The sequence below is a fragment of the Micromonospora yongxingensis genome (genome assembly GCF_052601155.1).
Genome location: NZ_JBQXEO010000007.1, coordinates 144848 through 168816, shown reverse-complemented (window position 1 = coordinate 168816; position 23969 = coordinate 144848). Strand labels below are relative to the sequence as shown.

Sequence of the window (23969 nt, the reverse complement as noted above, 5' to 3'; positions counted from 1 at the left end):
TGGCCGTTGCCGCTCATGCAGGGACCTTTCGCCTGTCGCCGTCGGCGTGGACCGCCCCCACTGGCTGCCGGTCCGGATCGTCGAACAAGAGCACGAAGCCGTGCCCGATGTGCTGGTCGAGCCCCTTGGGGTCCTCACTCCACGCCTGCTGCCGCAATTGCGCGGCACGGTTCGGAAGTTCGGTCACCTCGGAGCCCGACGCGTGGTCGCCAAGCATCGACGAAACAGTCTTACATAGATCCACTGTGGATGAAGATCCACGGTGCCACACGATCGCCGGGACGCCGGACCGCAACCCGACGAGCAATTGCCGCTCGCCGACGCTGTCGGAGGTCGGGGTCTCGCTGAGCACCAGCGCCACGACCGCGGTCTCGCGTTTGAGAATCGCCTCGAGCTGAACGTCGGCATGCTGCTGCGCCGCGCAGTGGACCAGCTTCCGCTCGCCGACGCGGTCGGCCAGACCTCGCCAACGACTCCGCCAGACCCGGTGCCACTGACTGGCGCGGAGGCGCTCGAGGCTCCTGATCACCAGGGGATACTCCGTGGTCAGGGGACTCGGCATCGGTGAGTCGAGTTCCTTGCGCCAGGTGTCGACCGGTTCGTTGATCAGCTGCCAGGGCAGGACGAACTCGATCGTCACCGCCCCGGCGAGCTTCGCCCAGCGGCGCTCGGTCTCGTTGACGACCTGGTCGACGGCCGCCTCGAGCTCCCCGTACGGGACGTGTCGGTCCTCGCCGCGGATCGGTTGCCACACCGGGGACGCCCACTGATACCAGTGCGACATGATGTAGGTGTCGTCGTCGCCGCCGTACTTCTCGAACTGGATCACCAGGTAGGCGGTGCCGGTGGGGGACGGAGGGCTCGGCGCGGAAGCCACGACCTGATCGGTCATTCCCCAGTCCTTGGCGAGCTGCGCGGTGAGATGGTTCATCCGGGACAGCGACGCCTGCGGTACGGCCGGCGCGATCCTGTCGAGCAGTGAAAGCCAGGGTGGCACCGCGCCGTGTGAGTTCGCCGACGCGAGGTGGGCGAAGAGATGCCAGGCGGTCTCGCACCACGGCGGTGCGGGGGTCGCGCGGGCCTCGGTGACGAACCGTCGCAGCTCCGCGGTCGCCTCAAGGGTGGACAACAGGCTGCGCAGCCAGGAGATGTCGTAGTCGGCGAGAAGTTCCACCGCCTGCCACTCGTCGGCCAGGAGCAGGAGCGCGATTGTCTGTGTGCTGCCCGGCTCGAGCAGCTCCAGGCATTCGGCGAGGCAGCGCAGGCCACCTGGCCGGTCCACGCACACCGTCACCAGATCGACGATCTGGGGTCGCAGCACGACCAGCTCCCGGTAACCCAGCGCCCCGCCCAGCGCATGCCCCAGCTCCTGAAGCAGCAACTGTCGGCTGTTGGGGTCGCGGACCACAGCCGACGCCTCCATGACGGTGGCGATCTGCCCGACGAGTCGGCGACGTTCCTCCGCTATGGACGGCGGATGACGCCGCGGGGCCTCACGCACGAGCCCCAACTGATCGCTCGCCGGCGCGACTCCGAGGTGACGCTGTGGGCGGCGTCATCAGGACGGCTCCGAGCTGAAGGGGTCGAGCTTCTCCAGCGCCTCCACGACGTCGGCCGCTTCTCCGGTCACCTCGGCACGCCGCCGCTGGGTGCCGTCGTCGAAGACCGCGACCACCCTGACCTGTCCGCCACGACGACGGAGCAGCGACTGTAGGGCGTACCAGCCGGCGGACGATCCGATTCCCACGCCGATCTGGACCAGGGCGTCGGTCACCAGCCCTCGGGACGAGACGAAGTCGCATTCGGCGGCGGGATGCCAGGTGTCGGCCGCCAGCCCCGCGGTCCGCAGATGCTGAATCAGGTCCGGGATGGACTCGTCGTAGATCGGAACGCCGTCGTCGTCGGCGAGCGGCAGGAAGGTCACGTCGGCGCCGGGTCGGGGGCCGGGCTCGCGGTGGCTGTCCGTGGCGACAATCGAGACCTTTGGTGACATGCGCCTATGGTATTGGTGGCGGCGGCGGCCATGGCATCCCCGAAGTGTCGCCAACTTGACAGATCGCCGTGGCGTCCACAGTGGGCCTCGCCTGGCGGCCGCCTCTCCGCTGGGCGGTTGTTCGAATCGCGACATCAGTGTGGAACCCCCTGGAAACATTGACGAAGGTCTCGGTGCTCGATTACCGTGCCGATCGAGAGAGCGCTCTCTCACCTAACCTTCTCCTCAATTACGACGAAACGCGTCGGGGCCGGTCAGCCGGCGTTCTGGCGCGCGATGGAGGCACCATGAAACCTCCCGTCCCACACCGTCGATGGGCACTGGCCGCCACCACCGCCCTGGCCGTGGCCGTCAGCGGCCTGACGATCGCCGTCACCCGCCCGGCGGAGGCCGCCCCCGTCGGCGCCGGCAGCTACACCACCACCCCCGTCGGTGCGCTTCCCAGCGGCTGTGGCCAGATGTCGAGCAACCCCCGGCAGTTCGCCACCGCCAACGCGCCGGCCGGTGCGATACCCACCAACGACTGGTGGTCCTCACTGCTGTGGAAGCGCACCGACTGCTCCTTCAGCGAGCCCCTGCACGCCCATCCGATCTCGTACGACACCTTCGGTGACGGCCTCGGCTTCTCCGCCAACTCCACCCCCGCCATCAGCGGCACCTCGACCGGCGTCGGGGAGTACCACTACCCGTACGTCCAGGACATCCGGGTCGGTGTGGCCGGGCTCGCCGCGCCACAGGTCAAGGTCGACGGCTGGACCGACTGGACGGTCAGCCCGCACTGGAGCGACGGGGCGCGGACGATGCGCGCCACCATCGGTCACGGCCTGCCCTTCGCGTACTTCCAGACCACCGGCGGCGACGCGGTGATCAACACGAGCGGCACCGCCGACGTCTGGTCCAACAGCGGCGCCACCATCGGCTTCCGGGTGAACGGCCACGACTACGTCGCGTACGCGCCCGGCGGCGCCAGCTGGACGGCCGGCGCCGGCCGCATCTCCTCCACCCTGGCCGGTCGGGGCTACTTCTCCGTCGCCCTCCTGCCGCCGACCGCGACCACGACGGAGCGCGCCGAGCTGGCCGCGACCTACGGCCGGTACGCGCACGCCCACGTCACCGGCACCCGGGTCTCGTACGCCTACGACCCCGCGACCAGCGGCCTGACCACCACGTACGCGTTCACCACGACCGCCCGCGAGGGGACCGCCACGCAGACCGTGGTGAGCCTCTACCCGCACCAGTGGAAGTCGCTGACCGGCTCCACCCCGATCACCCCGACGTACCCGTCGGCGCGTGGCCGGATGAAGGCGCTCACCGGCGTCAACCAGTTCCGCACCTCCATGAAGTTCCAGGGCGTCCTGCCGGAACTGCCGGCCGTCGGCGACGGCAGCGGCGCCGATCTGGCGACGCTCAACGGCCACCTGGCCGCCGCCCGGGCGAACCCGATGGACCAGCGCGGCGCAGACACGTACTGGACGGGCAAGGGACTCGGCCGGGCGGCCCGACTCGCCGAGGTGGCCGACCTGGTCAACGACACCGCGACGCGGGACAGCGCGCTGAACGCGATCCGCGCCACGCTCACCGACTGGTTCACCGCGTCCAGCGGCAAGACCTCGAAGGTCTTCTACTACAACGCCAACTGGGGCACGCTGATCGGCTACCCGGCGTCGTACGGCTCCGACCAGGAACTCAACGACCACCACTTCCACTACGGCTACTACATCGCGGCCGCCGCGACGCTGGCCAAGTTCGACCCGGCCTGGGCCGCCAAGAGCCGCTACGGCGGCATGGTGGACCTGCTGATCCGGGACGCCAACAACTACCGTCGCGACGACACCCAGTTCCCCTACCTGCGCGACTTCGACATCTACGCCGGGCACGACTGGGCGTCCGGGCACGGCTCGTTCGGGTCCGGCAACAACCAGGAGTCCTCGTCGGAGGGGATGAACTTCGCCAACGCCCTGATCCAGTGGGGTCAGGTGACCGGCGACACCGCCGTCCGGGATGCCGGCATCTTCCTCTACACCACCCAGGCCGCGGCCATCCAGGAGTACTGGTTCGACTCCAGCGACCAGAACTTCCCCGCCGCCTTCGGGCACTCGACGGTCGGCATGGTCTGGGGTGACGGCGGCGCGTACGCCACCTGGTTCAGCGGCGAGCCGGAGATGATCCAGGGCATCAACCTGCTGCCGATCACCGGTGGCCACCTCTACCTGGGCAACAACCCGGCGTACGTGCGGACCAACTACGCCGAACTGGTCCGCAACAACGGCGGGCCGCCGACGGTGTGGCAGGACATCCTCTGGCAGTTCCAGGCCCTCGGCGACGCCCCCGCGGCGTTGGCGAACCTCCGCGCGAACCCCGGCTACACACCCGAGGAGGGGGAGAGCCGCGCACACACCTTCCACTGGATCCGCAACCTCGCGGCGCTGGGCACCGTCGACACGACGGTGACCGCCAACCACCCGCTGACGGCGGTCTTCTCACGCAACGGGGCCCGCACCTACGTGGCGTCGAACCCGACCGCGACGCCGGTCACGGTGACCTTCTCCAACGGCACCACGCTCAACGTGGCAGCCGGACGGACGGCCACCACCGGTGCGTACACCTGGAGTGGCGGCAACGCCTCGGGCGGTGTACCGCCCACGGACCCGCCGCCCACCGACCCGCCGCCGACGGATCCGCCCCCGAACCCGGGCACCCCGACGCGGTACCTGCTGCCCGGGGGAGGGCTGGGCGCCGCCGGCGGCGCGGCCACGACCACGGTCGCGGCGGCCAACGGAAACCACGACGGTACGCCGACCAACCCGCAGGTCTTCACGGCGACCGGCCTGAACCTCGCCTACTCCGGCGGACAGACCGCGTTCGACCTGTTCCTGGACGCCGGTACGGCAGTCGGCAACGGGGTGCAGGTGCGGGTCTCCTACGACCTGACCGGCAACGGCAGTTGGGAGAGGGTGGAGACCTCGCGCTACTTCGCCACCGACCCGGTCCCCGGCTATGAGCACTACACGCAGAACACCGGCCTGGCCTCGGCCACCGGCACGTTGGGTGCGCTGAGCAACGGCACGGTCCGCGTCGAGGTCTGGTCGGCGATCGGCAACAACCCGAGCACCCTGGGCATCGGCAACCAGTCGGTGCTGCGTCTCCCGTACTCCTGACCCACCGCCGCGACGCCGCCGCCGGTCGAGACGAGGCCGGCGGCGGCGTCGCGGCGTAGGTGCGGTCAGGCGCGCTGGGCGTCGGCGAGCATGTCGAGCGAGACCTGCCACAGTCGCTCGGCTGCCGCGGGGTCGATCGCGTGGTCGGCGACTCCGCTCAGCGGTGTCTCGGGGGTGTGGCGCCCGGCCTGGTTGCAGTCCTCGAAGTACCGGCCGCCGACGCCCTCCAGTTGCGGCCAGGCCGCGAGCAGCACGGAGGTGGCGGCCCCCTGCTCCGGGGTCTTTAAGTCGTACGCCGGAAGGTTCGCGTAGTCCTCTTCGGTGAGGTGGCGCCCCAGGTTGGTGGTGACCGCGCCAGGGTTGGCCGCGTTGACGGTGATGCCGTCGCCGGCCCAGCGCCTGTTCGCCTCGACGGCGAACAGCGCGGTGGCCGTCTTCGACTCTCCGTACGCCAGGAGGCGGTCGTAGGGGCGGTCGTGGAAGTTGATGTCCTCGAAGACGATCGGCGCCTGCACGTGTGCGATGGAACTGAGGGACACCACGCGTGCCCTGCCGGCCGCCGCGAGCGCAGGATGCAGTCCGGTGGTGAGCGCGAAGTGGCCGAGGTGGTTGGTCGCGAACTGCAGCTCCCAGCCCTCCGCGGTCCGCATCTGCGGGGTCGCCGACACCCCGGCGTTGTTGACCAGGATGTGCAGAGGGCCTTCCCAAGCGGCGACGAGGGCGGCGACCGACCTCTGGTCGGAGAGGTCCAGAGGGGCTACCCGGACCAGTTGGCCCGTGGTGCCCTGGATGTCCGCCGCGGTCCGCTTGCCGGCCTCCACATCCCTGACGGCCAGGGTGACCTCGGCACCCGCGGACGCGAGCGCCCGGGCCGTCTCGACGCCGATGCCCGATGAGGCACCGGTGACGACGGCACGCCGCCCGGTGAGGTCGACACCGCCCACGACGTCCTCGGCGGTGGATCGGGCGTTGAAAGGCGTGGTGATGCGATCTGATGGCATTGTCGGGTTCCTTTGATGTCGTCGTTGCCGTCCGGCGGTGACAACCGGGTCTGAGACTGGCCGGCTCCCGCAACGATCGTGCGCGGCGGCCCGGCGAAGCGTCCAACACACGCTTCCTGCCGTAGCCACAGTCTGTTCCTGGGACCACCCTGACCGCTCGGGAATGAGCGGTGGTCCCTCGGGTACCCGAGCGAATCGGGATACGACCAGGAGAGGGTGGCCGAAATGAAGGTCAGAAACTCGCTGCGTGGGTTGAAGAACAAAATGAACTCGATCGTGGTCCGCCGCCGGGGCAGGACGTTCGTCATCAACAAGAGCGACCGGCGCCAGAAGGCGCGACAGGGCTGAGACCGCTACGTGGCGAGCGCATCGCGGCGCAGGAGACCGAGACGGTCCACCGCGGCCGACACGAGCGCGTCCGGGGACAGCGAGACGTCGAGGACCAGCCCCGGCTCGTCCGGCTCGAACCGTTCCAGGATGGCCAACTGGGAATCCAGAAGGCTCGCCGGCATGTAGTGCCCGGCGCGCTGGGACATCCGCTCCCGGATGACCTCCGCCGTCCCGTCCAGGTGCAGGAAGTCCACGGTCGGTGGTCCCTGCCGGAGCACGTCCCGGTAGGAGCGCTTCAACGCCGAGCAGGCCAGCACCGTCGAGACGCCTTCGGCGTCCCGGTCGGCCATCCAGGTGGCGAGGGCGCGGAGCCAGGGCCAGCGGGCGTCGTCGTCGAGGGGTACGCCCGACCGCATCCTCGCCACACTGGCCTCGGAGTGGAACTCGTCGGCCTCGGCGAACGTCAGGCTGGTCAGGTCGCTGATCCCCCTGGCCACCGTTGTCTTCCCCGCCCCGGACACGCCCATCACGACGACGTGCCGGGGCGGGTGCCGGCGGGTGGACGGGGGAGCGGCACGGCGCTCACCAGTCATGGACGGTCCCGTCCTTGAGGCGGTTGAACGGGAGGTAGGCCGGCACGTACGGGAACCGCTCGGCGGCCTCCTCGTCGAGCTCGACGCCCAGCCCCGGCTGCTCGCCCGGATGGAGGTAGCCGTCGGTGAACGTGAAGGACTGCCGGAACACCTCGTTGGTCAGGACGCCGTGCCGCATGTACTCCTGGATGCCGAAGTTGTGGATGGCCAGGTCGAGGTGCAGGGCGGCGGCCATGCCGACCGGTGAGATGTCGGTCGGGCCGTGGATGCCGGACTTGATCTGGTACTGCGCGGCGAAGTCGAGCAGCCGTCGCATCGCGGTGATGCCCCCCGTGTGGGTGACGGCGGACCGCACATAGTCGATCAACTGCTCCCGGATGAGCGTCTGGTAGTCCCACACCGTGTTGAAGACCTCGCCGATCGCCAGCGGCGTGGTGGTGTGCTGGCGTACCAGCCGCAGCGCCTCCTGGTTCTCCGCCGGAGTGCAGTCCTCCAGCCAGAACAGGTCGTACGGTTCGAGATCCTTGCCGAGCCGCGCCGCCTGGATCGGGGTCATCCGGTGGTGGCCGTCGTGCAGCAGCGGAAGCTCGGGCCCGAACTCGTTGCGTACCGCCTCGAAGACGCCGGGCAGGTGACGCATGTAGGAGCGGGTGTCCCAGTCCTCCTCGGCCGGCAGTGGGGTGCGCTGCGCCGGTTCGTAGTCGTACCGCTTGCCGTCGGCGCTAGGCTGGGCCGCCACCCCGTAGACGGCGTTGATGCCCGGCACGGAGGTCTGGACCCGGATCGACCGGAAACCGAGGTCGAGGTGGCTGCGGATCGAGTCGAACAGCTCGGGCATGTCCCGGCCCGAGGCGTGGCCGTAGGCCATGATGCCGGTCCGCGACGCGCCACCGAGCAGTTGGTAGAGCGGCATGCCGGCGGCCTTGGCCTTGATGTCCCACAGTGCGACGTCCACGGCCGCGATGGCCGCCATGGTCACCGGCCCGCGCCGCCAGTACGCCGACCGGTACAGGAACTGCCAGGTGTCCTCGATGCGGTGCGGGTCCCGCCCGATCAGCAGCGGGACGACGTGGTCGCGCAGGTACGAGGCGACCGACAACTCCCGCCCGTTGAGGGTGCCGTCGCCCAGGCCGGTGAGCCCGTCATCCGTGGTGATCTTCAGGGTGACGAAGTTGCGGTCAGGGCTGGAGACGATGACGTCCGCTGCGACGATCTTCACGAGCTGCCTTTCTCGGGTGCCGGCTGGCCGGGTTGGTCGGGCGTGGCTTCCGGTCACCACTCCGCGTACGAGCCGTCGGGGTGCCGGAAGGTGGGGCTGCGCCAGGCGTGCCCGCGCTTGTCCGCCGCCCGCACCGCCTGTTCGTCGATCTCGATGCCGAGCCCGGGTGCGGTGAGCCGCTCGATGTGACCGTCGACGAAGATCAGCGGCGTGGTGTCGAGGACGTAGTCCAGCACCTCGACGCCCAGGTTGTAGTGGATGCCGATGCTCTGTTCCTGGATCAGGTAGTTGGGCGTGGCGAAGCCGATCTGCAGGCACGCCGCGAGGGCGAGCGGCCCGAGCGGGCAGTGCGGGGCGAGCTGCACGTCGTAGACCTCGGCGAGCGCCGCGATCCGGCGTACCTCGGAGATCCCGCCGGCGTGCGACAGGTCCGGTTGCGCGACCGCGATGCCGGCCTGGAGGACGGGCAGGAACTCCTGCCGGCTGTAGAGCCGCTCCCCGGTCGAGACGGGCGTGGTCGTGGACCGCACGAAGTCGCCGATGAGGTGGGAGTTCTCCGGTACGACCGGCTCCTCCAGGAAGAGCGGCCGGTACGGCTCCAGCAGCGGAGCGACGCGGCGGGCGTTGGCCAGGGTGAACCGCCCGTGGAAGTCGACGGCGACGTCACGCTCGTCGCCCAGCACCTCCCGGGCGGCGGCGACCCGCTGGACCACGCCGTCCAGTTCGGCGACCGACGCGATCGGGCTCATCCGCCCGGAAGCGTTCATCTTGACCGCGGTCAGCCCGGCCGCCACCTGCTCGGCGATGTGGTCGCGGACCTCGTTGGGCTCGTCGCCGCCGACCCAGCCGTAGACGCGGATCCGGTCCCGGACGGGACCGCCGAGCAGTTGGTGCACGGGTGCCCCGTACCGCTTGCCGGCGATGTCCCACAGCGCCTGGTCCAGGCCGGACACGGCGCTGGCCAGGATGGGACCGCCCCGGTAGAAGGAGCCCTTCGTCATGGTCTGCCAGTGGTCCTCGATCCGCAGCGCGTCCCGGCCGATCAGCAGCTCGCTGAGCTGTTCGACGGCGGTCCGGACGGTTTCGGAGCGGCCCTCGCAGGTCGCCTCGCCCCAGCCGACGATCCCGGATTCGGTCTCGACGCGGACGAAGAGCCAGCGCGGGGCGACCAGGAAGGTCTCGACGCGTGCGACGGTCGTCACGACGGCCTAGCCCTTCGTCGCACCGGCGGTGAGGCCGGAGACGACGTACTTCTGCACGAACAGGGCGATCAGCATGATCGGCAGGGTGACGACGCTGGCCGCCGCCATCAGGCCGCCCCAGTCGATGCTGGCGTAGCCGACGAAGTCGAAGATCGCGACGGGCAGGGTCTTGGTGTCGGCGCCGGAGAGCACGAGCGCGAACATGAAGTTGTTCCAGCTGAAGATGAACGACAGGATCCCGGCGGTGGCCACACCCGGTATCGACAGCGGCAGCGTGATCTTGCGGAACGCACCGATGTGGGTCAGCCCGTCCACGAGCGCCGCCTCCTCGAGTTCGAGGGGGAGGCTGTCGAAGTAGCCCATCATGATGTAGACCACCAGCGGCAGCGACACGAACATGTGGCTGAGGATGAGCACGGTGAACCCGCCGACCATCTTCAGGTTGGAGAAGACGTAGTACCAGGGCACCAGCAGGGAGACGCCGGGGATGACCCGCGCCATCAGCACCACGAGCGCGGACTTCTTCATGTTGAATCGGCTCATCGAGTAGGCCGCCGGTATGCCGAGGACGAGGGAGAGCGCGGTCGCCGCGAAGGCCACCCAGAGGCTGTTGCCGATGAACTGGACGTAGTTGGCCTGCTCCAGGACGTTGGCGTAGTTGCCCAGGGTGGGCGAGAAGACGAGAGCCTTGCCCGTGTCGTAGATGTCGACGTTCGTCTTGAACGACGCGGCGACCATCCAGAGCAGCGGTGCGAGCAGCGCGATCACCACGATGGTGAGCGCCACGACGCGGAACACCCGGTAGGCGGGGCGGGACCTCATCGCTGCGCCTCCTTCCTGCGGGACGTCAGGGCCCACATCGACCCGATGATGATCAGGAAGAAGATGATGAGGACCGTCGATGAGATGCCGTACTCGTTGTAGTCGAAGCTCAGGCCGTAGGCGTACACGTTGAGCGTCTCGACCTCGTGGAAGGAGCCGCCGCCGCGACCCTTCGTGGCGTAGAGGATGTCGAAGGTCTTCAGCGCGTCGATGCCGCGCAGCAGGATCGCGACGATCACGGTCGGCATCACCAGCGGCAGGGTGACGTGCCGGAACCGCTGCCAGGCGCTGGCGCCGTCGATGCGCGCCGCCTCCTGAGGCTCGTCGGAGAGTGAGGTCAGGCCGGCGAGGAGGATCAGCACCACCATCGGGGTCCACTGCCAGACGTCGATGAAGATCGTCGTGGGTAACGCGGAGTGCTGGCCGGCCAGCCACGGCTGGGGTCCGATGCCGATCCAGCCGAGGGCCTGGTTCGCCAGGCCGATGTTCGGGTCGAAGATGAGCCGCCACATCATGCCGACCGCGACCGGGGTGGCGACCAACGGCATCAGGATGGCGACCCGGACCCACTTCTGACCCCGGAACGGTCGCCACAGCAGCAGCGCGACCGCCATGCCGAGCACCACCTCGAACAGCAGTGCCACGACGGTGAACGCGGCGGTCCGGGCGACGGCGGGCCAGAACCGGTCGGTGTCCGACAGCACCTCGACGTAGTTCTGGAAGCCCACGAACTCGGACTCGGCCCGGACCGAGCCCTCGGCGTCGGTGAGGCTGAGATATCCGGTCCACGCCAACGGGAAGATGATCAGCGCGGCGACGAACACCATGGCCGGTGCCGCGAAGAGCCACTTGCGATGGTCGTTGGCCCAGCGGGCCCACGCCGGCGTGTCCGGCGTCTCCGAGGTGCCACGGGACGGTCTGGTGGGGGTGGTCACTGCTGTCATGGGGTCTCCCGGGGTGGGCGGGCCGGGCGGGGGTGGAGCGGCGACGCGGCCGCGCCACCCCCGCCGTCGGGCCTACTTGGCCTCGTCGTCCAGGAACTTCTGGAACGCGGCGTTGGCGGTGTCGGCCGCGGCCGCCGGGTCCTTGCCGGCGATGGCGTCGACGATCGGCTGGCCGACGATCTCCCGGGCCTGGGCCACCTTGTTGACCAGCGGGCGGTCGTGCCCCACGCCGTCCTTGGTGCTGGCCGCGATGGCCTCGACGAGGTCCTTCGGGTACGTCGCGGTGCCCTCCGGGTTGGCCCAGACCGAGGTACGCGCGCCCGGCACGCCGGACTTCTGCTGCGCGAGCGTCTGCTCCTTGCTGGTCGCCCACTCGACGAACTTCCAGGCGTTGCTCTGGTTCTCGGAGCTGTCGTTGATGCCCAGCGCCCAGGAGGGGATGTTGTACGGCTTCGATCCGGCGGGGCCGGCCGGGAAGGGCGCGAAGCCGACGGTGTCGGAGACCTTCGACTTGGCCGGGTCGGTGGCGTTCTTGTAGAGCGAGTTGGCCTCGGTGTAGAAGGCCGCCTTGCCCTGGGTGAAGATGGCCATCGCCTCGGGCCAGCTCATGTCGGTGCTGACGTTCGCGGGGCCGTGGTCCTTGAGGAGCCCGCCGTAGTAGGCGTACGCCTGCTTGGCCTGCTCGCTGTTGACGGTGGCCTTGCCGCTGCTGTCGACGAAGTCACCGCCGAAGCTGTAGAGGAAGCTGGAGAACTGGGTGACCGCCGGCGACTTGCCGGTACGGGCCACGAAGCCGGCGATGCTCGGGTCGGCAGCCTTGATCTTGGCTGCGGCCGTCTTCAGCTCGTCGAGGGTCTTCGGCGGGGCGGTCAGGCCGGCCTTGGACAGCAGGTCCTTGCGGTAGTAGAGGACCTCCTGCTCGGTGATGATCGGGACACCGACGGCCTTGTCCTCGTACGAGGTGGCCTCCACCGGGCCGGCCTGGAAGTCGCTGAAGTCCCAGTCCTTGTTGGACTTCACCTCGTCGGACAGGTCGGCGAGGTACTTGTTCTTGGCGAACAGCTTCCCCTCCTGCAGAGGGCGGTACATCATCACGTCGAGGTCGCTGGAGCCCGCGTTCAGCTTCACGTTGTACTGGTCGGAGAGCTGGTCCTCGCCGAGCTGGGTGATCTCGACCTTGAGCCCGGTCTGCTTCTCGAACTCGGGCAGGGCCTGCTTGATGTTCTCGGTCCACACGTGGTTCGCCAGCGTCACCCGTACGGTCGTCGACGCGGCGCTGTCCTCGTCGCCGCCGCACGCCGACAGGCCCATGGCGGCTACCACGGCCAGAGAAGTTCCCAATATCGATCGACGTCGCACGCCCATCTCTCCTTCTGTCGTGGTCGCCGCCGGGGGTAGGGCGGAACCTCACGTTTACATCCGCTTAACGTCCGGATGCTAGGCCGATAAAGCGGATTTATTCAAGAGGTGATCTTCAACTGATATGCTCCAACGTGTGGAACCGTCCTCATCGGGGGTTGCAGCCGTCCAGAAGAAGGCCCCTGCCGAGGCCGGGCTGCACGCACAAGTTCTCGACCATCTCGGCACCGCCATCTGTGGCGGCCACCTGGCGCCCGGCTCGGTGCTCAACATCGACGAGCTGGTCGACCGGTACGGAGTGTCGCGTTCGGTCGTCCGCGAGGTCCTGCGGGTGCTCGCCGCCATGGGGTTCATCGAGACCCGCCGCCGGGTCGGGGTGCTGATCCGGCCGGCGCACAACTGGAACGTCTTCGACCCGCAGGTGATCCGCTGGCGACTCGCGTCAGCCGGGCGGATGGCACAGATGCGCTCGATCACCGAGTTGCGCACCGCCGTCGAACCGCACGCCGCCTGGCTGGCCGCCAACCGGGTCGACCACGACGAGGCGAGCGATCTCGTCGGCCTGGCGGCCAAGATGTGGGCCGCCGGAAAGGCCGGGGACGAGGAGCGCTTCCTCCGGCTCGACATCGAGTTCCACCGGCGGGTGCTGGCCGCCTCCGGTAACGAGATGTTCGTCAAGCTGCAGGAGTTGGTGGCGGAGGTGCTCACCGGCCGCCACCACTACGACCTGATGCCGCACTACCCGCACGAGCAGGCCCTCCAGCTGCACGCCGACGTGGCGCAGGCGATCCAGCGGCGCGACGGCGACCGCGCCCGCGCCGCGATGGTCCAGATCATGGAGCAGGCGTTCGGCGAGATGAAGTCGATGTGGGAGCAGACCGGCGAGCCCGGTCAGGGCTGACCGGGCCGGGACGCGCGCCTTCTCCGATACCATCACCCCTCCGCATCCCCTGGGGAGATGAGTTCGATGACCGCCGCCGCCTTCCGTGCCCTGCACCACGGCCGCCCCGCCGGCGACCCGCTCGTCCTGCCCGGCCCGTGGGACGCGGCCAGCGCCCGGGCCTTCGCCGACGCCGGCTTCCCGGCGCTCGCCACCCCGAGCGCCGGAGTCGCCGCCTCGCTGGGTTACGAGGACGGCGCGACCCCGCCCGACGAGATGTTCGCCGCGGTGGCGAGGATCGTCCGGGCCGTCCCCGTTCCGGTGTCCGCCGACGTCGAGGGCGGCTACGGCCTCGCTCCCCGAGAGTTGGTCGCACGGCTCCTGGAGACCGGTGCCGTCGGCTGCAATCTGGAGGACTCCGAGGGCCACGCCGCGCTCAAGGACCCGCAGCGGCACGCGGACTGGCTCGCCGAGGTGCGGGCCGAGGCGGGCGACGCTCTCTTCATCAACGCGCGCGTCGACACGTTCCTGTTCGGCACCGGTGACCCGGCCGACGCCGTGGCACGCGCCCGCCTGTACGTGGCCGCCGGCGCCGACTGCGTCTACCCGCTCATGGCGCCGGCCGAGGTGTTCCCGGTGTTCCGGGAGGGCGTCGAGGGTCCGGTCAACATGGCTGCCGGACCGGACAGGGAGTCGGTGGCCGGGCTGGCACGGCTGGGCGCCACGCGCATCACCTTCGGCCCGGGGATGCAGCGGTACGCGACGAAGGCGATCAGCGACCTCGCGGTGAAGCTGCGCCCCTGAGTCCGGTGAGTGTCACCGACCGAGCCGTACGCGGACGGCGGCCCCGGCGCACAGGATGACGACGAGGCCGCCGACCACCGTGGCCCAGCCGATGTGCTCACCCAGGAGCAGACCGGCCCAGGCGATGCTCATGACGGGTTGGACGAGTTGCACCTGGCTGACCTGAGCCATCGGGCCGATCGCCAGCCCGCGATACCAGGCGAAGAAGCCGAGGAACATGCTGACCACGCCGAGGTAGGCGAAGGCCGTCCACTGTGCCGGGGTCCCCGTCGGGGTCTGCCCGGCCACGGAGACCACCGTCAGGGCCACCATGAGCGGGGAGCACAGCACGAGCGCCCAGGAGACGGTCTGCCAGGCGCCCAGCTCCCGAGCGATCAGGCCGCCCTCGGCGTACCCGACGGCGGCGGACGCCACCGCGCCGAAGAGCAGCAGGTCGGCCCAGTGCAGCTGACCCAGGCCACCCCACTGGGCGGATGCGAAGGCCAACGCGGCGAAGGCGCCGACGCCGGCGGCGACCCAGAACCCGACGGGTGGGCGCTCGTGCCCGCGGATGACCGCCAGCACGGCGGTCGCGGCGGGCAGCATGGCGATGACGACGGCACCGTGGCTGGCCGGTGCGCTCGTGAGGGCGTACGAGGTCAGTAGCGGGAACCCGACGACGACGCCACCGCCGACCACGGCGAGGCGTGGCCACTGCGCGCCCCGAGGCAGCCGCTGGCGGGTGACGGCCAGTGCGACGACGGCCAGCGCCGCCGCCACGACCGCTCGGGCGGAGCCGATGAACAGCGGCGAGAGACCTCCCACCGCCACCCGGGTCAGCGGGACGGTGAAGGAGAAGGCGGTCACTCCCAGCAGGCCCCACCACAGCCCCGAGGGGCTGGTAGCCGGTACCGGGGCGTCCACGATCGCAGTAGCGCTACTCTGATCTCTCATGGATGAGAGTAGCAGCTCGCGGATCGCCGCCGCCCTGCGTGAGTGGGTGGCCGCCGCCACGCCGGGTGCCCGGCTGCCGTCCACCCGCGAGCTGGTCGCCCGGTACCGGGCGAGCCCGGTGACGGTGCAGCAGGCGCTCCGCACCCTCACCGCCCAGGGGCTCATCGAGAGCCGCCCCGGGGTCGGCACGTTCGTCCGGGCCGCCCGCACCGTGCGACCGGCCGACCACGGCTGGCAGACCGCCGCCCTACGCTCACCTCCCGCGCGCGTCCACGCGCTCTCCACGGCGTTGCGCAGCGCCCCCAACGACGTCATCGCCCTGCACGCCGGCTACCCGGATCGCGAGCTTCTCCCGGAGCGTCTGGTCCGTTCGGCCCTGACCCGCGCGGCGCGTACCGACGCCGCCCTGACCCGGCCACCCGCGGCGGGCCTGCCGGAGCTGCAGTCCTGGTTCGCCGCCGAACTCGGCGCCACGACCCGGGCCGGGATCACGCCGCCCACGCCCGGCGACGTCGTCGTCCTTCCCGGCAGCCAGAGCGGGCTGAGCTCGGTCTTCCGCACCCTGGCGGGGGCCGGGCAGCCCCTGCTGATGGAGTCCCCGACCTACTGGGGAGCGATCCTGGCCGCACGGCAGGCCGGCGTCCTCGTCGTGCCGGTCCCCACCGGCCCGACCGGCCCGGACCCTGCCGAGGTGGCCCGGGCCTTCCGGGAGTCGGCCGCGCGGGTGTTCTACGCGCAACCGAACCACGCCAACCCCACCGGAGCGCAGTGGCCGGCGGCGCTGCGTGAGCAGGTGCTGGCGGTCGTGCGCGAGCACGGCGCGTTCCTCGTGGAGGACGACTGGGCCCACGACTTCGGCATCACCGGCACCCCGACTCCCGTCGCGGCCCACGACGACGGCGGCCACGTCGTCTACCTGCGCTCACTCACCAAGAGCGTCTCGCCGGCCGTCCGCGTCGCCGCCGTCATCGCGCGCGGGCCGGCACGCGAACGGCTCCTGGCCGACCGCGGAGCCGAGTCGATGTACGTCAGCGGGCTCCTCCAGGCCGCGGCGCTCGACGTGGTGACCCAACCCGCGTGGCAGACGCACCTCCGTGGCCTGCGGCAGCAGCTCGGCACACGGCGGGACCTTCTCGTCGCGGCCCTGCGCGAGCACGCAGCGGCGGCGGACATCGAGATGGTGCCGGCAGGAGGGCTGAACCTCTGGGTACGCCTCCCCGAGGGAACGGACGTCCACCAGCTCGCGTACGACTGCGAGAGGGCCGGGCTCATCATCGCCCCCGGAAACGAGTGGTTCCCGGCGGAACCCACCGGTCCGTTCGTACGCCTCAACTATGCCGGGCCGAATCCCGCGGCCTTCCCCGCCGGAGCGCGCGTCCTCGGCCGGGCACTCACGAACCACCCCGCCTGACCAGGTGCTCGTCGACCGGCTCGTCGACGCTCCGGGGACAGGGCGTCGGCACCGTCAGCGTGCCGCGCCTTCGGTGACGGGTGGACGCTCCGCCGTAGTAGCGGTGCGTGGGCCGGCGGGTCGCATGAGGACGGCCACGAGCAGGCCGGCGATGACGCCGACGGCTCCGGCCACGGCGAAGGTCGCCTGGACGCCGGCCACCCCGGCGGCGTGCGCCGCGCTGTCCAGCACCTGCCGTCCGGCTGCCGGGGCGGCACGCAGCAGGCCGGTTGTCTGCCCGCCGGCGATGGCGTGCGCGACGTGCGTCGGATCCGGAATGCCCCGTCCGGCCAGGATGCTTTCCGCGCGGGCGGTGAAGACGCTGCCCAGCGCGGCGATGCCGAAGGCGAAACCGAGCTGGCGGGTGGTGTTGACCGCGCCGGCCGCCATGCCGCCCCGCTCCACGGGTACCAGGGACATGGAGACCGAACCGAGGATGGGCGTCGCGAGACCGACGCCGACGCCGACGAGGGCGAGCCCCGGCAGCAGCGACGGCCACCCGGCCGCACCGTGCACGAGCGCCGCGGTGAGCAGGCTGCCGAGCCCGACGAACAGCAGCCCGGCGCCGATGACCAGGTCCGGCCGCCGACCGTGCAGCACCCGCCCCAGCACCGCCGAGACACCGAACGCGGTGACGGACAGCGGCAGACCGGTGAGCCCCGCGGCGAGCGGACTCATCCCCAACACGGACTGCAACCAGATCGAGGTGTAGGTGAACGTGGTGAAGGCGGCGAACGTGAGCAACAGACCGGCGAGCAGCACCGCGACGAACGAGCGGTTGCGCAGCAGGGTGAGGTCGAACATGGCGTGTCGGGTGCGCGCCTCGATCACCACGAACCCGGCCAGCAGGAGCGCCGCCGCCACCAGCAGCGACCAGACAACGCGGCTGGACCACCCGTCCTCGTTGGCCCGGATGAGTCCGTAGGTCGCGCAGGCCGCGGCGGCGGTGAAACCCGCCATGCCGGGAACGTCGATCCGGCCCCGGACGGGCGTACGGGCCTCGGTGAGGGCCGTTCGACACAGCAGGATGGCGACGGCGCTGACCGGCAGGTTGACGAGGAAGATCCAGCGCCACGACGCGCCCTCGGTGAGCAGCCCGCCGAGGATCGGGCCCACCGCGGCCGAGGCGCCCGACACCGCACCCCACATGCCGTAGGCGCTTCCCCGGTCACGGCCCGCGTAGGCGCTGTTGAGCAGGGCGAACGTGGTCGCGAACATGGCCGCCGCACCGACGCCCTGGATGGCGCGCGCGGCGATCAACACGCCCGAGTTCGGTGCGAGACCGCACATCAGCGACGAGACCGCGAAGAGCGCGAGCCCCACGACGTACACGCGGCGGTGCCCCACCCGGTCGCCGATCGAGCCGGCGCCGAGCACCAGGGCGCCCAGCGCGAGGGCGTACGCGTCGATGACCCACTGCAACGCCCCGAAGGACGCGCCCAGGTCGTCGACCATGTCGGGCAGGGCGACGATCACGATCGTGACGTCGATCAGGAGCATGAACGTACCCAGACAGACCGTCAGCAGTGGCAGCCACCTGCGCATCCTGGTACCTGCTTTCCTCCGGGCGGCTGCCCCAGCTGGCGGGCTCGAGCTCGGGCTGGTCGAACAGACGCAACCAGCTTCCGTCCGACCGATGACGGACAACCTGTGCGCGCCAGTGATTCGAACCGGTTCGAATCACTTGGTCGACGATGCACGTGAATGTTGACTGTGCCGGTCCGGAAGCGCCCGCCGTGGGCGGGGCACCGAGAGAACGGAGGCACCTTTGACCACCTCGCGACCGCGAATCCTGGCGATGCTCGCCGCGCTGGTCCTCCTCACCACCGGGACGGTGTTTCTCGCCGGTCCGCCGGCGCGGGCGGCGACCGGTACCTGTTCGGGTTCGAAGGTCGGTGGCTTCGACCTGTACGGGGACGTGGCCATCAACGGCTCGACGAGATACGGATATGTCGAGGTCTACTACAGCGGCGGATACAACTGCGCACGGACCGTGTCGAGTCCGAACACCTGGGGCGTCAGCAAGGTCATGTCCGTCGAGCTGTGGGTCTGCTCGTCGGGCACCAGCAACTGCCGGCTCCTGGCGCCGGACGACCGGGACCACGGCACCTACCGGTACTACGCCGGTCCGGTGACCGCCTACGCCAGCGGAAAGTGCATCTGGGTCATCGGCAACATCTACTACCCGCCGACGGACTCCAACGCCGGGAACAACAAAACGGGTTGGTGCGGCTGATGTCCACGTCAGGACGCTCCATGTTCGCCTGACTGACGGGAGCGGGTCACTGCATCCGCACTGCCGCACGGTGCGCGCTGAGTTCCCTCCAGCGCGCACCGTGCGCCGTTCCGGCTGCGGGCCGTCCAGGTGCGAGGCCCGACACGCCCGGGACCGACATGTGGGGTGTGACAATGGAATCCCTCCCCATATATGGTGTCGAGCGCAGCTGGTTCGACCGCTCATCGCAGTGGCCGAGGCAAGAGGGAACCTGGTGGAAATCCGGGACTGCCCCGCAGCGGTGAGTGGGAACGACCGCCGTCATCAGCACTGGGCCGCGAAGCGGCCTGGGAAGCGACGGCCAGTAGGAGACCGGCGAGCCCGGTCGTGCCCGCAAGTCCGAAGACCTGCCAGCGCGCCGCACACCCGCACCCGGGTGGGCGGCGGTCCGAGGCCGCGTGGGACGGCTGACGCCACCTGACCCACGCCCGTCGGCGTGGCGTCCGCCGGTGTCCGCCTCCTCGTGTCCGAGGGCCATCAGGTCCCGAACTCGCGAGGAGTGAGTAGTGACGGTCACCCAGGCAGTCCCGGTCACCGCCGACCCGGCCCCGTCCGGTCGGCGGACGCCGATGCGTGTCCGCAAACGCGACGGCGCCACCGAACAGGTGGACGTAAACAAGATCGTCCGGGCGGTCGAGCGGTGGGCCGACGACCTCACCGACGTCGACCCGCTGCGGGTGGCGACCCGGACGATCAGCGGCCTGTACGACGGCGCGACGACGGCCGAACTGGACCGGCTGTCCATCCAGACCGCGGCCGAGATGATCGGAGAGGAACCGCAGTACTCCCGCCTCGCCGCCCGGCTGCTGGCCGGCTACGTCGACAAGGAGGTCCGCCGGCAGGGCATCACCTCGTTCAGCGCGGCGATCCGGACCGGCCACGCCGAGGGACTGATCGGAGACGACACCGCCGCGTTCGTCGCCACCCACGGCCGTACCCTCGACGACGCCGTGGACGCGGGCGGCGACCGGCGGTTCGAGTACTTCGGCCTGCGCACGGTCTACGACCGGTATCTGCTGCGCCACCCGAGCAGCCGGCTGGTGCTGGAGACCCCGCAGTACTGGCTGCTGCGGGTGGCCTGCGGGTTGTCCCGTACGCCGGACGAGGCGGTCGGTTTCTACCGGCTGATGTCCAGCCTGGCCTACCTGCCCAGCTCGCCGACGCTGTTCAACTCCGGTACCCGGCACACCCAGATGTCCTCCTGCTACCTCGTCGACTCGCCGCGCGACGAGTTGGACTCGATCTACCAGCGGTACGCCCAGGTCGCCAACCTGTCCAAGTTCGCCGGCGGCATCGGCATCGCCTACTCCCGCGTCCGGTCCCGGGGTTCGCTGATCCGCGGCACGAACGGGCAGTCCAACGGGATCGTGCCGTGGCTGCGCACGCTGGACGCGAGCGTCGCGGCGGTCAACCAGGGCGGCCGGCGCAAGGGCGCGGCCTGCGTCTACCTGGAGCCGTGGCACCCGGACGTCGAGGAGTTCCTGCAACTGCGGGACAACACCGGCGAGGACGCCCGGCGCACCCACAACCTGAATCTGGCCAACTGGATCCCGGACGAGTTCATGCGCCGCGTCGAGGCCGACGAGATGTGGTCGCTGTTCGACCCGCACGAGGTGCCGGAACTGCCCGACCTGTGGGGGGAGCGGTTCGACGCCGCGTACCGGGCGGCCGAGGCGCAGGGCCGCCAGGTGCGGCAGGTCCCGGCACGGGAGCTGTACGGAAAGATGATGCGCACCCTGGCCCAGACCGGCAACGGGTGGATGACCTTCAAGGACGCGGCGAACCGGCTGTGCAACCAGACCGCCGAGCCGGGCAACGTGGTGCACCTGTCCAACCTCTGCACCGAGATCATCGAGGTGTCCAGCGACACCGAGACCGCCGTGTGCAACCTCGGCTCGGTAAACCTCGCCGCTCACCTCACCGACGGCGGCGTCGACTGGGAGCGGCTGCGCGCCACGGTCCGTACCGCCGTGACGTTCCTCGACCGGGTCATCGACATCAACTACTACCCGACCCCGCAGGCGGCGGCGAGCAACCCCCGCTGGCGGCCGGTCGGGCTCGGGCTGATGGGCCTGCAGGACGTGTTCTTCGCCCTGCGGCTGCCGTTCGACTCCCCGGCCGCGCGCGAGCTGTCCACCCGGATCAGCGAGGAGCTGTACCTGACCGCCCTGGAGACCTCCGCCGACCTGGCGCGCCGCTTCGGCGCGCATCCGGCGTACCCGCAGACCCGGGCCGCGCGGGGCCAGCTGCAGCCCGACCTGTGGGGTGTCGAGGGCACGCAGACCGCGCGGTGGGACGCACTGCGGAAGCGGGTCGAGACGGACGGGCTGCGGAACTCGCTGCTGGTGGCGGTCGCCCCGACCGCCACCATCGCCTCGATCGCCGGCTGTTACGAGTGCGTGGAGCCGCAGGTGTCGAACCTGTTCAAGCGCGAGACCCTGTCGGGTGAGTTCCTCCAGGTCAACACCGCTCTGGTACGCGAGCTGAAGGCCCGTGGCCTGTGGACCGAACAGATCAGGTCGGCGATCAGGCGCGCCGAGGGGTCGGTGCAGGACATCGCGGAGCTGCCGAGCGCCGTCCGGGAGCTGTTCCGTACCGCGTGGGAGCTGCCGCAGCGGGCGCTGATCGACCTGGGCGCCGCCCGCGCACCGTTCATCGACCAGTCGCAGTCGCTGAACCTGTTCCTGGCCTCGCCGACCATCGGCAAGCTCTCCTCGATGTACCTGTACGCCTGGAAGGCCGGGCTGAAGACCACCTACTACCTGCGCTCCCGCCCCGCCACCCGCATCCAGCAGGCCACCGTCGCCCTCACCGCACCCGCGGCGACCGACGCGGAGGCGCTGGCCTGCTCGCTGGAGAACCCCGAGTCGTGCGAGGCCTGCCAGTGACCGCCGCCGACACCACCGACACGAGGACCACGCACATGCTGCTCGACCCCGGGATGGACCTCACCCTCCGCCCGATGCGGTACCCGCACTTCTTCGACCGGTTCCGTGACGCCATCCGCAACACCTGGACCGTCGAGGAGGTCGACCTGCACGCCGACCTCGCCGACCTCGACAAGCTCTCGCCGGCCGAGCGGCACCTGGTCGGCCGCCTGGTGGCCTTCTTCGCCACCGGCGACACCATCGTCGCCAACAACCTCGTGCTCAACCTCTACCAGCACGTCAACAGCCCCGAGGGCCGCCTCTACCTGTCCCGGCAGCTGTTCGAGGAGGCGGTGCACGTCCAGTTCTACCTCAACCTGCTCGACACGTACGTGCCCGACGAGGCCGAGCGCTTCGAGGCTTTCGCGGCCATCGAGAACATCCCCTCGATCCGTCGTAAGGCCGAGTTCTGCTTCCGGTGGATCGACTCCCTGGACGACCTGCGGCAACTGCGGTCCCGCGAGGACCGGCGGACGTTCCTGCTCAACCTGATCTGCTTCGCCGCCTGCATCGAGGGGTTGTTCTTCTACGGCGCGTTCGCCTACGTCTACTTCCTGCGCTCGCGGGGGCTGCTCCACGGCCTGGCCTCCGGCACCAACTGGGTGTTCCGCGACGAGTCCATGCACATGGCCTTCGCCTTCGACGTGGTGGACACCGTGCGTCGCGAGGAACCGGACCTGTTCGACGACGACCTCGCCGACCAGGTCCGCCTGATGCTCACCGAGGCCGTCGAGTGTGAGGTCCAGTTCGCCGAGGACCTGCTCGGCCACGGTGTGCCGGGACTGACCCTGACCGACATGCGGGAGTACCTCCAGCACGTCGCCGACCGGCGCCTGGCCCAGCTCGGCATCGTCCCGCACTACGGGTCGGTCAACCCGTTCGCCTTCATGGAGTTGCAGGACGTGCAGGAGTTGTCCAACTTCTTCGAGCGGCGGGTGTCGGCGTACCAGGTCGGGATCACCGGCGCCGTGGCCTTCGACGACGACTTCTAGCCCGAAGCCCCGGTCCGCGACCACGGCGGGCCCGGGCTTCGGCGCACCCACCGGAACGGGGGCCGACCGGCAGCGTGATTGGATGGTCAGGTGCAGTTCACCGTGACAGACGCGCCGACGCGGGAGCGGTTCGAAGCGCGCGACGAGGCGGGCGTGGTCGCCGGGCTGGTCACCTACCAGTTGACCGGCAACATCATCGTCTACACCCACACCGAGGTTGATCCGGCGTTCGAGGGCAGGGGCGTCGGCTCGACCCTGGCTCGTGCCGTGATGGACGACGCGCGGGCCAGGGGCCGGACCGTCGTGCCGATCTGCCCGTTCCTCGCCGAGTGGCTGGTCAAGCACCCGGAGTACGAGGGCATCGTGGCCCGGTCGACCCGCAAGGTCAAATAGCTCCCCCGCCCGGGCAGGCAGGCATGGCCTGCCTGCCCGGGCGAGTGGTCAGACCGACTCCGGGGCGGCGGACGTGCGGCTGTAGGTGAGGAAGATCGCCCCGCTGTCCAGCACGGTGTGGTCGCTGAGTTGCCAGGTACGGGGCTCGAAGGCGGCGTCGCGCCCGAACAGCGGGATGCCCGCTCCGATGGTCAACGGAGCCAGCTTGACGATCAGCTGATCGATCTCGGCGTACAGGGCGCCGGCCAGGGCTCCGCCGCCGATCACCCAGATGTCCTTGCCGTCCTGCCGCTTCAGGTCACGTACGGTGCCGATCGGGTCGCCGGACAGGACCTGGACCGCCCCGTCCGGGCTTCCGGACAGCGTGCGCGAGAACACGAGGTGGCGCAGGTGGGGATAGGCGTCGGTGACGCCGGCCTTCAGCCCGATCTCGTAGGAGTGACGTCCCTCCAGCACGGTGTCGAACCGGGTGCCCTCGGCCGTGACGCCGAGCGCCTGCCTGGCCGGGCCCGGCAGGGTCTCCGGGTATTCGGCGACCAGGTGGCGCAGGTAGTCCTCGGGGATCGGCCAGAAGCCGCCGGGGCCGGTGGGGTCGGCGCCGTCCGGGCCGGCGATGAAGCCGTCGAGGGTGGCGGCGATGTAGTAGACGAGCTTGCGCAACGACCATCTCCTTGCTCGGGTGCACCTCGGGTTT

21 protein-coding genes and 1 riboswitch are annotated in these 23969 nt (G+C 70.2%); of the genes, 9 read left to right on the top strand and 12 right to left on the bottom strand.

Going from position 1 to position 23969, the window contains the following annotated elements:
• Positions 1-13: 13 nt before the first annotated feature.
• Together ACTWLT_RS11755 and ACTWLT_RS11750 are read right to left on the bottom strand one after the other, a co-directional pair.
• On the bottom strand, positions 14-1501 hold the full coding sequence (locus tag ACTWLT_RS11755) for a VMAP-C domain-containing protein (RefSeq protein WP_445318383.1): 1488 nt from the start codon (positions 1499-1501) through the stop codon (positions 14-16).
• 57 nt (positions 1502-1558) lie between these two features.
• Complete coding sequence (locus ACTWLT_RS11750) at positions 1559-1993, bottom strand: hypothetical protein (RefSeq protein WP_445318382.1); 435 nt, start codon at positions 1991-1993, stop codon at positions 1559-1561.
• Between the two features lie 287 nt (positions 1994-2280).
• Here ACTWLT_RS11750 and ACTWLT_RS11745 point away from each other — a divergent pair, with 287 nt between their 5' ends.
• The gene (locus tag ACTWLT_RS11745) at positions 2281-5151 is read left to right on the top strand and encodes a glycosyl hydrolase (protein ID WP_445318381.1); all 2871 of its coding nucleotides are present in this window, start codon (positions 2281-2283) and stop codon (positions 5149-5151) included.
• Positions 5152-5216: 65 nt separating this feature from the next.
• On the opposite strand, the gene ACTWLT_RS11740 is transcribed toward ACTWLT_RS11745, so the two are convergent.
• Entirely contained in the window at positions 5217-6152 is a 936-nt protein-coding gene (locus ACTWLT_RS11740) for an SDR family NAD(P)-dependent oxidoreductase (protein ID WP_445318380.1), read from the bottom strand.
• Between the two features lie 225 nt (positions 6153-6377).
• Here ACTWLT_RS11740 and ACTWLT_RS11735 point away from each other — a divergent pair, with 225 nt between their 5' ends.
• A complete protein-coding gene (locus ACTWLT_RS11735) occupies positions 6378-6500 on the top strand; it encodes a ribosomal protein bL36 (RefSeq protein WP_074311439.1) in 123 nt (40 codons plus the stop codon).
• Positions 6501-6505: 5 nt separating this feature from the next.
• On the opposite strand, the gene ACTWLT_RS11730 is transcribed toward ACTWLT_RS11735, so the two are convergent.
• From ACTWLT_RS11730 to ACTWLT_RS11705, 6 genes are all read right to left on the bottom strand, one after another.
• Positions 6506-7075, bottom strand: a complete 570-nt coding sequence (locus tag ACTWLT_RS11730; RefSeq protein ID WP_445318379.1) for a gluconokinase — start codon at positions 7073-7075, stop codon at positions 6506-6508.
• On the bottom strand, positions 7065-8294 hold the full coding sequence (gene manD / locus ACTWLT_RS11725) for a D-mannonate dehydratase ManD (RefSeq protein ID WP_445318378.1): 1230 nt from the start codon (positions 8292-8294) through the stop codon (positions 7065-7067). The genes ACTWLT_RS11730 and manD overlap by 11 nt, the downstream gene beginning before the upstream one ends.
• 53 nt (positions 8295-8347) lie before the next feature.
• Positions 8348-9496, bottom strand: a complete 1149-nt coding sequence (gene dgoD / locus ACTWLT_RS11720) for a galactonate dehydratase (RefSeq protein ID WP_445318377.1) — start codon at positions 9494-9496, stop codon at positions 8348-8350.
• A gap of 6 nt (positions 9497-9502) precedes the next feature.
• Positions 9503-10318 (bottom strand): carbohydrate ABC transporter permease, encoded by an 816-nt coding sequence (locus tag ACTWLT_RS11715; RefSeq protein ID WP_445318376.1) that lies wholly within the window; start codon positions 10316-10318, stop codon positions 9503-9505.
• Positions 10315-11262, bottom strand: coding sequence for a carbohydrate ABC transporter permease (locus tag ACTWLT_RS11710; protein WP_445318375.1), 948 nt, complete (start codon positions 11260-11262; stop codon positions 10315-10317). Before ACTWLT_RS11710 ends, ACTWLT_RS11715 begins: the two co-directional genes overlap by 4 nt.
• Positions 11263-11334: 72 nt before the next feature.
• Positions 11335-12573 (bottom strand): ABC transporter substrate-binding protein, encoded by a 1239-nt coding sequence (locus ACTWLT_RS11705; protein WP_252417608.1) that lies wholly within the window; start codon positions 12571-12573, stop codon positions 11335-11337.
• Positions 12574-12757: 184 nt separating this feature from the next.
• Between ACTWLT_RS11705 and ACTWLT_RS11700 the strand changes: the two genes are divergently transcribed.
• Positions 12758-13522 carry a FadR/GntR family transcriptional regulator gene (locus tag ACTWLT_RS11700; protein ID WP_445318374.1) on the top strand — a complete coding sequence of 255 codons (765 nt, stop codon included), beginning with the start codon at positions 12758-12760 and terminating at the stop codon, positions 13520-13522.
• Positions 13523-13579: 57 nt separating this feature from the next.
• Positions 13580-14305, top strand: a complete 726-nt coding sequence (locus tag ACTWLT_RS11695) for an isocitrate lyase/PEP mutase family protein (protein ID WP_445318373.1) — start codon at positions 13580-13582, stop codon at positions 14303-14305.
• A gap of 12 nt (positions 14306-14317) precedes the next feature.
• On the opposite strand, the gene ACTWLT_RS11690 is transcribed toward ACTWLT_RS11695, so the two are convergent.
• Positions 14318-15238 carry a DMT family transporter gene (locus ACTWLT_RS11690; protein ID WP_445318372.1) on the bottom strand — a complete coding sequence of 307 codons (921 nt, stop codon included), beginning with the start codon at positions 15236-15238 and terminating at the stop codon, positions 14318-14320.
• Between ACTWLT_RS11690 and ACTWLT_RS11685 the strand changes: the two genes are divergently transcribed.
• Positions 15237-16649, top strand: coding sequence for an aminotransferase-like domain-containing protein (locus ACTWLT_RS11685; protein WP_445318371.1), 1413 nt, complete (start codon positions 15237-15239; stop codon positions 16647-16649). The two genes, ACTWLT_RS11690 and ACTWLT_RS11685, sit on opposite strands and share 2 nt — an antisense overlap.
• A 54-nt stretch (positions 16650-16703) precedes the next feature.
• Here the strand turns inward: ACTWLT_RS11685 and ACTWLT_RS11680 are convergent, their stop codons facing one another.
• Complete coding sequence (locus tag ACTWLT_RS11680; RefSeq protein WP_445318370.1) at positions 16704-18233, bottom strand: MFS transporter; 1530 nt, start codon at positions 18231-18233, stop codon at positions 16704-16706.
• 223 nt (positions 18234-18456) lie between these two features.
• Between ACTWLT_RS11680 and ACTWLT_RS11675 the strand changes: the two genes are divergently transcribed.
• The 4 genes from ACTWLT_RS11675 (at position 18457) to ACTWLT_RS11660 (ending at position 23275) form a co-directional block, all read left to right on the top strand.
• Positions 18457-18924, top strand: coding sequence for a hypothetical protein (locus tag ACTWLT_RS11675; protein ID WP_445318369.1), 468 nt, complete (start codon positions 18457-18459; stop codon positions 18922-18924).
• 192 nt (positions 18925-19116) lie between these two features.
• Positions 19117-19332, top strand: a riboswitch (cobalamin riboswitch).
• 200 nt (positions 19333-19532) lie between these two features.
• Positions 19533-21851 carry a ribonucleoside-diphosphate reductase subunit alpha gene (locus tag ACTWLT_RS11670; RefSeq protein ID WP_445318441.1) on the top strand — a complete coding sequence of 773 codons (2319 nt, stop codon included), beginning with the start codon at positions 19533-19535 and terminating at the stop codon, positions 21849-21851.
• Between the two features lie 35 nt (positions 21852-21886).
• Positions 21887-22882 carry a ribonucleotide-diphosphate reductase subunit beta gene (locus ACTWLT_RS11665; protein WP_445318440.1) on the top strand — a complete coding sequence of 332 codons (996 nt, stop codon included), beginning with the start codon at positions 21887-21889 and terminating at the stop codon, positions 22880-22882.
• 90 nt (positions 22883-22972) lie between these two features.
• A complete protein-coding gene (locus ACTWLT_RS11660; RefSeq protein WP_252417601.1) occupies positions 22973-23275 on the top strand; it encodes a GNAT family N-acetyltransferase in 303 nt (100 codons plus the stop codon).
• A gap of 48 nt (positions 23276-23323) precedes the next feature.
• Here the strand turns inward: ACTWLT_RS11660 and ACTWLT_RS11655 are convergent, their stop codons facing one another.
• A complete protein-coding gene (locus ACTWLT_RS11655) occupies positions 23324-23935 on the bottom strand; it encodes a dihydrofolate reductase family protein (protein ID WP_445318368.1) in 612 nt (203 codons plus the stop codon).
• Positions 23936-23969 lie beyond the last annotated feature (34 nt).

What these genes read in the sequence shown, in the direction of transcription:
- ACTWLT_RS11750 (WP_445318382.1), bottom strand. Translation starts at nt 1,993, where the DNA reads ATGTCACCAAAGGTCTCGATTGTCGCCACGGACAGCCACCGCGAGCCC.
- ACTWLT_RS11745 (WP_445318381.1), top strand. Translation starts at nt 2,281, where the DNA reads ATGAAACCTCCCGTCCCACACCGTCGATGGGCACTGGCCGCCACCACC.
- ACTWLT_RS11740 (WP_445318380.1), bottom strand. Translation starts at nt 6,152, where the DNA reads ATGCCATCAGATCGCATCACCACGCCTTTCAACGCCCGATCCACCGCC.
- ACTWLT_RS11735 (WP_074311439.1), top strand. Translation starts at nt 6,378, where the DNA reads ATGAAGGTCAGAAACTCGCTGCGTGGGTTGAAGAACAAAATGAACTCG.
- ACTWLT_RS11730 (WP_445318379.1), bottom strand. Translation starts at nt 7,075, where the DNA reads ATGACTGGTGAGCGCCGTGCCGCTCCCCCGTCCACCCGCCGGCACCCG.
- ACTWLT_RS11715 (WP_445318376.1), bottom strand. Translation starts at nt 10,318, where the DNA reads ATGAGGTCCCGCCCCGCCTACCGGGTGTTCCGCGTCGTGGCGCTCACC.
- ACTWLT_RS11710 (WP_445318375.1), bottom strand. Translation starts at nt 11,262, where the DNA reads ATGACAGCAGTGACCACCCCCACCAGACCGTCCCGTGGCACCTCGGAG.
- ACTWLT_RS11705 (WP_252417608.1), bottom strand. Translation starts at nt 12,573, where the DNA reads ATGGGCCTGTCGGCGTGCGGCGGCGACGAGGACAGCGCCGCGTCGACG.
- ACTWLT_RS11695 (WP_445318373.1), top strand. Translation starts at nt 13,580, where the DNA reads ATGAGTTCGATGACCGCCGCCGCCTTCCGTGCCCTGCACCACGGCCGC.
- ACTWLT_RS11685 (WP_445318371.1), top strand. Translation starts at nt 15,237, where the DNA reads ATGGATGAGAGTAGCAGCTCGCGGATCGCCGCCGCCCTGCGTGAGTGG.
- ACTWLT_RS11690 (WP_445318372.1), bottom strand. Translation starts at nt 15,238, where the DNA reads ATGAGAGATCAGAGTAGCGCTACTGCGATCGTGGACGCCCCGGTACCG.
- ACTWLT_RS11680 (WP_445318370.1), bottom strand. Translation starts at nt 18,233, where the DNA reads ATGCGCAGGTGGCTGCCACTGCTGACGGTCTGTCTGGGTACGTTCATG.
- ACTWLT_RS11670 (WP_445318441.1), top strand. Translation starts at nt 19,533, where the DNA reads ATGCGTGTCCGCAAACGCGACGGCGCCACCGAACAGGTGGACGTAAAC.
- ACTWLT_RS11665 (WP_445318440.1), top strand. Translation starts at nt 21,887, where the DNA reads ATGCTGCTCGACCCCGGGATGGACCTCACCCTCCGCCCGATGCGGTAC.